8 protein-coding genes are annotated in these 11175 nt (G+C 71.9%); 6 read left to right on the top strand and 2 right to left on the bottom strand.

From position 1 onward, the window contains the following. Positions 1-100: 100 nt before the first annotated feature. Positions 101-625, bottom strand: a complete 525-nt coding sequence (locus ACGF12_RS32530) for a DUF6114 domain-containing protein (RefSeq protein WP_393038135.1) — start codon at positions 623-625, stop codon at positions 101-103. A 70-nt stretch (positions 626-695) separates the two neighbouring features. After that, a complete protein-coding gene (locus tag ACGF12_RS32525; RefSeq protein WP_393038132.1) occupies positions 696-1316 on the bottom strand; it encodes a DUF6230 family protein in 621 nt (206 codons plus the stop codon). A gap of 893 nt (positions 1317-2209) precedes the next feature. On the opposite strand from ACGF12_RS32525, the gene ACGF12_RS32520 reads away from it, so the two are divergent. From ACGF12_RS32520 to asnB, 6 genes are all read left to right on the top strand, one after another. Then, positions 2210-3694, top strand: a complete 1485-nt coding sequence (locus tag ACGF12_RS32520; RefSeq protein ID WP_393038129.1) for a sugar transferase — start codon at positions 2210-2212, stop codon at positions 3692-3694. Between the two features lie 73 nt (positions 3695-3767). Further along, positions 3768-5084 carry a nucleotide sugar dehydrogenase gene (locus ACGF12_RS32515; protein ID WP_393038126.1) on the top strand — a complete coding sequence of 439 codons (1317 nt, stop codon included), beginning with the start codon at positions 3768-3770 and terminating at the stop codon, positions 5082-5084. Continuing rightward, on the top strand, positions 5074-6348 hold the full coding sequence (locus ACGF12_RS32510) for a glycosyltransferase family 4 protein (protein ID WP_393038123.1): 1275 nt from the start codon (positions 5074-5076) through the stop codon (positions 6346-6348). The genes ACGF12_RS32515 and ACGF12_RS32510 overlap by 11 nt, the downstream gene beginning before the upstream one ends. Next, positions 6345-7733, top strand: coding sequence for a Wzz/FepE/Etk N-terminal domain-containing protein (locus tag ACGF12_RS32505; protein WP_393038120.1), 1389 nt, complete (start codon positions 6345-6347; stop codon positions 7731-7733). The genes ACGF12_RS32510 and ACGF12_RS32505 overlap by 4 nt, the downstream gene beginning before the upstream one ends. Further along, entirely contained in the window at positions 7730-9262 is a 1533-nt protein-coding gene (locus tag ACGF12_RS32500) for a Wzz/FepE/Etk N-terminal domain-containing protein (RefSeq protein ID WP_393038118.1), read from the top strand. Before ACGF12_RS32505 ends, ACGF12_RS32500 begins: the two co-directional genes overlap by 4 nt. A 3-nt stretch (positions 9263-9265) precedes the next feature. Then, positions 9266-11173 (top strand): asparagine synthase (glutamine-hydrolyzing), encoded by a 1908-nt coding sequence (gene asnB, locus ACGF12_RS32495; RefSeq protein ID WP_393038115.1) that lies wholly within the window; start codon positions 9266-9268, stop codon positions 11171-11173. Positions 11174-11175 lie beyond the last annotated feature (2 nt).

The following is an 11175-nucleotide window of genomic DNA, read 5'->3' as shown; positions in this document are numbered from 1 at the left end:
ACCTTGACCCCCCGCACCCTGGGGGCCGGACAGGGACCACCAGGATGACCCCGACAGGGCCCGCGCCCGCGCAACCCGCGTGGCACGGGCCCTGTCGCCGTTACTCCGAAAGCCCCGGCCCCGCCAGGCCACCGATGTCCCGCCCGCCGCCATCACCTTCCGCGCCGAGCGCGTGACCACCGACGCCGCGATCACCACCGAGCTCAGGGCGCCCGGAGGGTGGAGCCCAGGCACAGGCCAGCGAGCCGCCGATGAGCCCGGGCAGCACGCCCAGGAAGAAGCCGCCGAAGTTGGCGACCGGCACGGAGAGCAGTGAGAGCAGGATCGCGGCGACCCCGGCGAAGATCCGCACCTGCCGCTGGAACCAGAGCGTGAAACCCAGCGTGATCAGCAGGCTCCCGATGAGGAGTGAGCCCGCGCCCGCGGTGGTGGAGAGCGCCAGGCCGAGACCACCCAGGCTGAAGTGGGCGTAGGGGAAGGGGAAGTAGAGGATCGGCAGGCCGCCGACGAACGTCAGCAGTCCGGCCCAGAAGGGGCGGGTGCCGCGCCAGACCCGGAACTCCCAGCGGGCCGCGGCGATCGCCTCGCCCGGCCGGGACCACGAGGCCGTGGCCTTCTTCCACACGTGGCAACTCCCTGTGCTGTCAGTGGGATTGGGGCGGATCACCGGGGTATCGGGTCAGTGGGCCGGCGGGTCAGAAGCACTCGTCCCGGCCGCGCACCAGCGACACGCCCAGCCCGGGGACATCGAAGCTGCCGGCCGCCACCGCGACCGCGGTCACCCGCACGTCGGTCAGCTTGATCGAACTTGCCTGCTGAGCCAGGCTGTTGGGGTTGAAGAAGCGCGAGTCCCGATCGCCCCGGCTGACTTCGCCCTTGGTGAGCGCTCCGGCGGCGACCCCGATGTCGAGGCGATGGGCGGTCGACTGGTCGGCCGTCAGGGTCTTCGAGTCGATGAAGAACTCCTTCGCGGTGGCCTCCCGCTTGTCGCCGGTGAGCCGCAGCGTGAAGGTGCCGAGCACCGGGATCGGGAAGACGGCGGACTGGCAGAGCCCGCGGATCGTGGCGGACTCGAACCCCGTGACCATGACCGGCACCGGGTCGTGCTCGCGGGTGAGGTCCACCGTGCCGTACAGGCTGAAGCCCTCACCGTCGAGCTCGGCGGCGAAGAGCTTGAACTCCTCCCCGGAGATGAGGAACGACGCACCGAGCGCGTTCTGGGCCACGCCGACCACGAGGGCCGCGGTTGCCGCGAGACACGGCAGCAGGATGACGGCGAAGCGCTTCCAGCGGGTCCTGCCGAAGCGTTGCGACATGCCGTCCCTCTCTGACGTGGACCGCGACTCCCGGGCCGCCCGTGCGACCGGCCGGGAGCGGGCGCACGGGACACCGCACCGACTGCCCGACATCGAAAAAGACCAACACGGCCGATCATGCGATGCAGGAAATGGCTCCGCAAACCATTCACGCCCGGATCGGCGACCATGTCGCCGCACATCACTCCAGCGGCCCATCGGCCGCGACACCAGGGCGCGCTGATCAGCGCCGGTGGGACCGATGGGATCAGCCGATCGGCCGAGCCGCCCGGCCACCCGCGAGTCCCACGGCCCGACCGGCAGTGGCGGGACGCCTCGGGATCGCCGGTGCCGACAGCCCGGCAAGCCCTCGTCATCGCAGGTCGCACCGCACGTCTTCGCCCCCGACACACCCGTCGGCCGTCACCGTTTCGTAGATCCGGCTTCAAATCAAGAGCACGTGTTTCACACATCCCCCTCATTGGGTGGCCCAGATGCTCTAGATTGATTTTCGCTTCGCACGGTCGGTCGCGAGGCGACGAACAATGATCTGCAGGTCCGGCGCTGCGGACGGCCCGTAATCGCGTCCCCGGCGGCAGACGTGGGGTTGATCAATTCCTGGCGCCCGAGACGGTCCTCGAGTGTGGGGAGCAACCGTCGACGGTTTCCCGCGCACCTCGGGACTCCGGCAGGGCACGCGAGTCCGCCGGCGCCTGGGTGGAACGTTCAAGTAGCGCTGCAACAAGTCGATTTGCCATTCACAGGGGGGCTGGACCTCCCGGAGACAGGAACAGCGCGGCACGGGAGGCGGGGCCTCCCTAGGGGAGGAATCAGGTGCGGGAGGCGCGAGCCTCCCGGGGGGAGGAACCGTGTGGAGCGAACACGTGGAACCCACTGGTGACCTGGAGAGGGCTGTGGAGCAGGGGGAAGGAGAATTAGTCAGCCCGTTTCTACCGACGCGGGGGCGTCCGAGGAACGGGACAATCAGCCGGCCCGAGGTCGACTGGGAGCAGCAGTACCGCCGTACTGTGGTCATCAGCGACACCGTGGCCACCGCCTTCGTGGTAGCGGCGATAGGCGGCTTCTTCGGGGTTCGGGACGCGGCCAACTGGCACGAGAAATGGGGAATCCTCGCCTTCGGCACCGAGCTGCTGGTGCTGGGCGCGCTTGGGATGACCCGGTCGTGGGCCCCGGCCGTGCTCGGCCAGGGCGCCGAGGAATTCCGCCGGCTCGGCCGCGCACTGTTCACGGCGGCCGTCGTACTGGCGCTCGGCGGGATCGCCCTCACCTCGCACAACATCAAGCTCTGGATCTTCGTCGCGATCCCGGCGATCACGGTCGTCACCATGACCGAGCGGTATCTGCTGCGCCTCTGGCTGCACAAACAGCGCAACGTCGGACGGTGCCTGCGCCCGGTGCTCGCTGCCGGGAGCCCTGCCACCGTGCGCGACCTGATCACCCGGACCCGCAAGTTCCCGCACCTCGGCTGGCGGGTGGAGGCGGTGTGCACACCGTACGATCTCGGGCCGGGCGGTGACCGACTGGACGGAGTGCCGGTCGTCGGCCGACTGACGGACGTCGCCAACCACGTCCGCCGCGACGGCTACCGCGTCGTCGCGGTCACACCGGACCCGCACTGGACACCGGACCGGCTGCAGCGGCTGGCCTGGAACCTCGAAGGCGGCGACGCCGAGATGGTCGTGGCGCCGGTGCTGATGGAGGTGGCCGGCCCGCGGCTGCACGTCGACGCGGTGCTCGGGATCCCGATGCTGCGGGTCAGCATGCCGGCCTTCACCGGGGGCCCCCGGGCGGTCAAGGAGGTCGCCGATCGACTGGGCGCCGCGGTCCTGCTGGTCCTGTTCGCGCCGCTGATGCTGATCGTCGGGCTGCTCGTGCGGGTGGACAGCCGGGGCGGGGCGTTCTACCGGCAGCACCGGGTCGGCAAGGACGGCCGTGAGTTCACCCTGGTCAAGTTCCGCACCATGGTCGTCGGGGCCGACCGGGCACGCGCCGAGCTGGCCGACCGCAACGAGGGCGCCGGCCTGTTGTTCAAGCTCCGCCGGGATCCGCGGGTGACCCGGGTGGGAGGAGTGCTGCGCCGGTACTCGATCGACGAGCTCCCGCAGCTCCTCAACGTGCTCACCGGCTCCATGTCGCTGGTCGGTCCGCGGCCTCCGCTGCCGGAGGAGTCCGCCGCGTACGGACCGGACATCCGGCGGCGGCTGCTCGTCAAGCCCGGGCTCACCGGCCTTTGGCAGATCAGCGGGCGCAGCGACCTGCCGTGGGAGGAGGCGGTCCGGCTGGACCTGCGGTACGTGGAGGACTGGTCGCTCGCCCTTGACGCGGTGATTCTCTGGAAGACGCTGCGTGCGGTGCTTCAGGGGCAGGGGGCCTACTGATGCGTGGGGGGCGTCGTCCGATCGGCGCGCGGATGGCCGGCCACAAGGGCCTGCCCGAGGGGAGGAACGGGTCATGAGGATCAGCGTCCTGGGGCTCGGCTACGTGGGCTGCGTGTCGGCCGCGTGCCTGGCCAGTCTGGGGCACGAGGTCATCGGGGTGGACGTGAACCAGGTGAAGGTCGACCTGGTCAACGACGGCAAGGCCCCGGTGGTCGAGGAGCGGATCGGCGAGCTGATCGCCGAGGTCGTGCGGACCGGGGCGTTACGCGCCACCGGCGACGTCCGCGAGGCGATCATGGGCAGCGAGGTGTCGCTGGTCTGCGTGGGCACGCCGTCGGAGCCCAACGGCAGCCTGTGCACCACGTACCTGGAGCGGGTCGCCGAGCAGATCGGTGCCGCGGTGGCCGAGCGGGGCGGGCGGCACACTGTGGTGTTCCGCAGCACCATGCTCCCGGGCACGTGCCTGAACCTGCTGGTGCCGATCCTGGAGAAGCACACCGGCGGCACGGCCGGGGTGGACTTCGGGGTCGCGGTCAACCCGGAGTTCCTGCGCGAGGGCACGAGCGTGCGGGACTTCTTCGACCCGCCCAAGACCGTCATCGGCGAGCTCGACCCGGCGAGCGGCGACGTGGTCGCGGCGCTGTACGACGGGCTCCCCGGTGAGGTGTTCCGGGTGCCGGTCCCGACGGCCGAGGCGATCAAGTACGCGGACAACGCGTTCCACGGCCTCAAGATCGGCTTCGCGAACGAGCTGGGCGCGGTGTGCCAGGCACTCGGGGTGGACTCGCACCAGGTGATCGACGTGTTCCTGGCCGACCGCAAGCTGAACATCAGCCCCGCCTACCTGCGGCCCGGCTTCGCCTTCGGCGGCTCCTGCCTGCCCAAGGACCTGCGCAGCCTGGTCCACGCGGCGCGGCGGGCCGACGTCTCGGTGCCCATCCTCTCCCACGTGCTGCCCTCCAACTCCGATCATCTGCAGCGCGCGGTGGAGCTGGTGGAGCGCACCGGCAAGCGCCGGGTGGGCCTGTTCGGCCTGTCCTTCAAACCCGGCACCGACGACCTCCGCGAGAGCCCGCTCGTCGAGCTGGCCGAGAGGCTCTTCGGCAAGGGCTACGACCTGCGGATCTACGACCCCAACGTGAACCTCTCCCGGCTGCTCGGCGCGAACCGCGAGTACATCGAGACCCGGCTGCCGCACCTCGCGCAGCTGCTCGCGCAGTCCGTCGACGAGGTGCTCGACCATGCCGAGGTGTGCGTGGTCGGGACCAAGCACCCGGCCGTGCTGTCGGCGTTGCCCCACGGCGACGGCCCGATGATCGTCGACCTCATCCGCCTTCCCGACGCCGAGACGCGCCGGACCGAACCGGGGTACATGGGCCTTGCTTGGTAACACGTCGTTTCATGACACGGCCAGCCGCGACGGGCGGGCCCGTCGCGCGCTGATCCTGGTGGAGAACCTGTCGGTGCCCTTCGACCGGCGGGTGTGGCAGGAGTGCACGACGCTGCGCGACGCGGGCTGGGAGGTCCACGTCATCTGCCCCCAGGGCAGCAAGCGGGACACGGAGCCGGAAGTGGAGATCGACGGGGTGCGGATCCACCGCTACCCGCTGCAGGCGGCCACCGGAGGACCGGCCGGCTACCTGCGCGAGTACGGAACCGCGCTGTGGCACACCGTCCGACTGGCCCGCAAGGTCGGCCCGGTCCACGTGGTCCACGCCTGCAACCCGCCCGACCTGCTGTTCCTGCCGGCCCTGCTGATGAAGCGGCGCGGCGCGCGGTTCGTGTTCGACCAGCACGACCTGGTGCCCGAGTTGTACCTCTCCCGGTTCGACCGCGGGAAGGACCTGCTCTACCGCGCCGTGTGCGCGCTGGAACGGTGGACGTACCGGGCCGCGGACGTCGTGCTCGCCACGAACGAGAGCTACCGGGACGTCGCGCTGCGCCGAGGCGGCCGTCGGCCGGAGGACGTCTTCGTGGTGCGCAGCGCGCCCGACACCGACCGGTTCCAGCCGGTACCGCCCGAGCCGGAGCTCAAGCGCGGCAAGCCCCATCTGCTGTGCTACCTCGGCGTCATGGGCCCGCAGGACGGCGTCGACTACGCCTTGCGGGCCCTCGCGAAGCTGCGCGACGAGCTCGGGCGGACCGACTGGCACGCGGTGTTCGTCGGCGGCGGCGACACCTTCGACGCGATGGTGGAGCTGTCCCGGCAGCTCGGGCTCTCGGAGCAGGTGCAGTTCACCGGGCGGGTTCCGGACGCCGACCTGGTGCGCTACCTGTCCACCGCGGACGTGTGCCTCTCCCCCGACCCGCGCAATCCGCTCAACGACGTGTCGACCATGAACAAGGTTCTGGAGTACATGGTGATGGGCCGGCCGATCGTCTCGTTCGACCTCCGGGAGGCGCGGGTCTCCGCCGGCGACGCCGCCCTCTACGCGCCCGCCAACGACGAGGCCGAGTTCGCCAGGCTCATCATGCTGCTGATGGACGATCCGGAGAAGCGGGCCCTGATGGGCAAGCTCGGCCAGGAGCGGATCAACGGGCCGCTCTCCTGGCGGAACTCCCAGCGGTCGCTGCTCGACGCCTACGCCGCCGCCTGCCGTGGCCCGAGGACGGCGGGCTCCCCGGACCGGCCCGGGAGAAGGCCGCGCCGTTGAGCGACGAAACGATACGCCTGTCCACGATCGGTCGGATCCTCCGTCGGCGCTGGCGGCTTCTCGCCGTCCTCGCCGTGGTGGGTGCGCTCGTCGGCTACGGCACCTCCTTGCTGTTCCCGCCGAGTTACACGACGTCGGCATCGGTCCTGCTGCCGGGGGTGTGGCAGGACCGCGAGCTGCTGACCCAGGCGGAGATCGCGACCAGTTCGGTGGTGGTCGACCGCGCGGCCCTCACGCTCGGCTGGGCCGGGGGCAGCGGCAGCAAGTTACGGGACCAGGTGAGCGCCACGGCCGCGGACGGGAACATCATCAAGATCTCCGGCACGGCCGACACCCCGGAGCACGCCCAGCAACTCGCCGATCAGGTGGCCCAGCAGTTCGTCACCTTCGCCGCGCGGATCGCGGGCGACAGCACCGACCCCGAAGCGGCGCAGCCCGAGGCGCTGCGGCAGCTGGTGGTGCAGGCCAGCCGCCGCATCACCGACCTGGCCGCCGCGGCCGGTCCGGGGCAGACCATGGAGATCGTGCAGACCCGCACCGAGCTGGAGAAGCTGCGCACCTCGTTGCAGGACGCCATCAAGAAGCTGGACCAGGTCGACCCGGCCGCCAACAAGGCCAACATGGTCGTCATGGGGTCGGCGGCCCGACCGACCGCCGAGGCACCGCCGACCAGGACGCAACTCGTCGTCGCCGGGGCGCTGTTGTTCGTCCTGCTCGCGGTCATCGGCCATCTCACCGCCGCACGGATGAGCCGCCGGCTGCGCACCGAACCGGAGATCGCCGCGGCGCTGGGCTCGGCGCTCCTCGGCACCGTCGACGTACCCGGTGAACGGCCCGCGCACCGGCCGCAGGGCCGTGGCCCGCGGGCCCTGGTCCGTCGGTTGCTGGGCACCGACGTCCGGTGGGACCTGCCGACCCCGCACGCCTCCGGCGACGAGGCCAGCCGGCAGCTGCGCTTTCGGCGGGTGTGCGCCCGCCTCCGGGACCAACTGCCGGGTCCCCGCCGACTGTTGGTGGTCGTCCCGGACGGCGACGAGCTGGCCCACCGGGCCGCCGGGCAGCTCGTCGCCGAGGCGGGGAGCGATCCGATGCTGCGGGTGGTGGGGGTTCCGGTGTCCCGGCCGCTGGTGCCGGACCGCGGCGAGGAGACCGGTGCCCTGGTCGTGCTCAGCGCGGGCAGCTGGACCGCGGGGGAGCTCGCCGGTATCGCCGGGGCATGTGCGGACGCCGAGCAGGAGGTCGTCGGCATCGTCGTCGCCGGCACGGTCCGGGCCCGTCCGACGCGCTCCGCCAGCCGTCGTCCGGACGGCGCCGAGCCGGTGCCCGTGGTCGCCGCCACGCCGGCGCTCGCGGTCGGCGACGACGCGGGGAGAGGTTCGGGGTGACGACGAGTACGACTTCGGAGCCGTCGACCGCCTCTCCACTGCTGGACCTGCAGGCGCTGGTGGTCGCGGTGCGCAGGCGCCGCCGCCTCTGGTGTGCCATGGCGTTGCTCGGGCTGCTGGTCGGCGCGGCGCTGGCGGTCCTGCGGCCGCCGCCGCCGACCGCGGTGACCACGGTGCTGGTCGCGCATCAGGCGGACCAGCCGAACGACCCCGGAACGCTGATCCGCACCGACGCCGCTCTGCTGCAGACCACGGGGATCGCCGGCCAGGCCCTGAAGTCCCTCGGGTCCTCGGAGAAACCTGAGGACCTCATGCGGGACTACGGGGCTGTCGGCCTGACCAACAACCTGCTGCAGATCACCGTGACCGGTCACAGCGACGCGGAGGCGACGGCCCGGGCCAAGGCGCTGGCCGACGCGTTCGTCGCGGACCACGTGCGACGGATCCAGGAAGCCGCGGACGCCGAGGCCAAGGCCCTGCTCGACCAGCGCGACCGGATGCGGGACGAACTCACCCAGGTCAACCAGGCGATCACCGAAGCGTCGCAGCAGAGTGGGGCGAAGACGCCGCCGAACCTGGATTCGCTCTACACCAGCCGGAACGAACTCACCTCGCAGATCACCGCCTTCGGCCAGCGCGCCGCGGAGGCGCGGGTCGGCACGCCCCAGCTCGTCGCCGGCACGCAGATCGTGGACGCCCCGCGCGCGGTGCGGCAGTCCCTGCCGAAGACCGCCGCCACCGACGCCGCGATCGGGCTCGTCCTCGGGCTCGTCCTCGGGCTCGCGGTGGCCGCGGTCGGCGCGGTGGTGGCGGACCGCCCCGTGCTGCGCCGGGAGATCGCGGCGAACCTCGGCGCCTCGGTCATCGCGGAGCTGAGCGGCGTGCCCCGCAGGTCGGCCGGACGGTGGCAGCTCCGACGGACCCGGGCGGCCCGGACGAGACTCACCGCGACCCTGGCCCGCACCGTACGCGGCTCCACGGAAGCGGTGTCGCTGCTGGAACTGGGCTGCGCGCGCAGCACGAGCGCGATCGCCCTGGACCTCGCCGAGGCACTGACGCAGGAGGAGGGGCCGGTGGTCGTCGTCGACGGTCTGCCCGGCAAACAGCTCGCCGGCCGCCGCCCGAAGCCGGGGGACCCGACCGTGGTCCGCGGCGAGCGCGCCGAGGCCGTGCCGCCTGAGGAACGCCGGCTCGGCGTCGGCTCGGTGGCGCCCGGCACGGTGTGGACCGACCTGCGGTACCTCGGCACCCGGACCGTGCTCGTCGTGCGTGCCGGGCACGGCAGCGCCGCCTGGCTGCACACCGTGGCACGGCAGCTCGCGGACCAGCGCATACCGGTGCTCGGCGTGGTGCTGATCGACCCCGATCCGCGTGACCGGACCGACGGCACGCTGTGGGACGGGCCGCACACCGCGCTGCGCGGCCGCGACGAGCGGCCGGGCCGGCTGAGCCTGACGGGTCGGCGGCGGACGGAACGACTACCGATGTGGACCGCACGGGTCCCGGACAGCGATCAGGAGGCGAGGTAGGACATGTGTGGCATCGCAGGCACGTACCGATGGCCGGACGGGAAGGTCGTGACCGACCTGCTCACCGATACCCTCGCCCACCGCGGTCCGGACGGGGCGGGCCGGTACAGCCACCCCGTCGGTGACGGCGAAGTGCACCTGGGGCACCGCCGGCTGGCCATCATCGACCTGTCCGAGACCGGCGCCCAGCCGATGGTCTCGGACGGCCTCGTCCTGACGTACAACGGCGAGCTGTACAACGCGCCCGAGCTGCGTGCCGAACTGGCGGCCGCCGGGGTGCGCTTCCGCGGCACCTCCGACTCCGAGGTGCTGCTGGAGGCCTGGCGGCGCTGGGGCACGGACTGCCTGCCCCGGCTGCGCGGCATGTTCGCGTTCGGGATCTTCGACGAGCGGACCGGTGAACTGGTGCTCGCCCGCGACCAGCTCGGCATCAAGCCGCTCTTCCTGGTCCGGCGCGGTGAGGGCCTGGTGTTCGCCTCCGAGCTCAAGGCGCTGGCCGCCGCCACCGGCGGGTCGCTGGAGGTGGACCACGCGGCGCTGGTGGCCTCGCTGCTGTACTACTGGGTGCCCGACTCCCGGTGTGCGTTCCGCGAAGCGGAGAAGCTGCCGCCGGGGAGCTGGCTGCGGTGCCGGCCCGACGGCCGGGTGGAGCGCGGCCGGTTCTGGCACCTGCGGGACGTCGCCGCCGAGGGCCGGGAGCGGGCCAGGGCCGGCGAACTGCCGGACCTCGCGGCGATCGTCGAGGAGTCGACGAGGCGTCACCTGCTCTCCGACGTCCCCGTGGCGACCTTCCTCTCCGGCGGCCTGGACTCCAGCTACCTGACGGCGCTGGCGGCCCGCGACCACCCCGGGATCTCCGCGTACACCATCGGCTTCCGCGCCGAGGACGCCAAGTTCGAGGCGATGCCCGACGACCTGCGCTACGCCCGCCAGGTGGCCGCGCAGTTCGGCGTGGACCTGCACGAGATCGAGATCGCCCCGGACGTGCTCGACCTGCTGCCGCAGATGACGTACCACCTGGACGAGCCGATCGGGGACCCAGCCGCGATCAACACCTTCCTGATCTGCACGGCCGCCCGGGAGGCCGGGGTCAAGGTGATGCTCTCCGGGATGGGCGCCGACGAGCTGTTCGCCGGCTACCGCAAGCACCTGGCCAACCGGCTCGCCCTGCGCTACCAGCGCGTCCCCGAGCCGCTGCGGCGCGGCATCTCCGCGGCCGTGGACCGGCTGCCGGTGGCCACCGCCAACCGGGGGCTGCGCTCGGTGCGCTTCGCCAAGCGGTTCCTCTCCTTCGCCGACCTGCCGGAGGAGACGGCGTTCCGGCGCAGCTACACCATGTACGACCGGGCGGAGCTGCTCGCCCTGGTCGACCCGGACCTGGCCGGGACGGTCGACGACGTGCTCACCGAGCACCGGGACGTCTACCAGGACAACGACCTCGACGACTTCGTCAACCGCATGTGCCTGGGCGACGCCCGGATGTTCCTGCCGGGCCTGAACCTCGCGTACACGGACCGCTCCAGCATGGCCGCCTCCACCGAGGTACGGGTGCCGTACGTGGACGTCGAGGTGGTCAAGGCGGCGTTCACCTTCCCCGGCGACCGCAAGATCGTCGGCCGGCAGGGCAAGGCCGTGCTCAAGGAGGCGGCCACCTCGATCCTGCCCCGGGAGATCGTGTACCGGCCCAAGGGCCTGTTCAGCGCCCCGCTGCGCGCCTGGATGAGCCGGGACCTGGCCCCGCTGGTGCGCGAGGTGATCAACGACGGGGAGCTCGTGCGGTCCGGGTTCCTGCGCCGCGACGCGCTGGCGCGGCTCGTCGCCGAGGACGCCACCGGGCAGCAGGACTTCTCCAAGCACCTGTGGCACGTGCTGACCCTGGAGTACTGGTACCGCGGCGCGACCAAGGCATAGCG

The organism is Kitasatospora sp. NPDC048296, from assembly GCF_043201815.1.
In the GTDB taxonomy this organism is placed as follows: Bacteria; Actinomycetota; Actinomycetes; order Streptomycetales; family Streptomycetaceae; genus Kitasatospora.
The sequence above is the reverse complement of the archived record's forward strand: the minus strand, read 5'-3'. Positions and strand labels throughout refer to the sequence as shown.

Bases quoted from the DNA above. Each gene is read 5' to 3' on its own strand.
- ACGF12_RS32525 (WP_393038132.1), bottom strand. From the start codon at position 1,316: ATGTCGCAACGCTTCGGCAGGACCCGCTGGAAGCGCTTCGCCGTCATC.
- ACGF12_RS32515 (WP_393038126.1), top strand. From the start codon at position 3,768: ATGAGGATCAGCGTCCTGGGGCTCGGCTACGTGGGCTGCGTGTCGGCC.
- asnB (WP_393038115.1), top strand. From the start codon at position 9,266: ATGTGTGGCATCGCAGGCACGTACCGATGGCCGGACGGGAAGGTCGTG.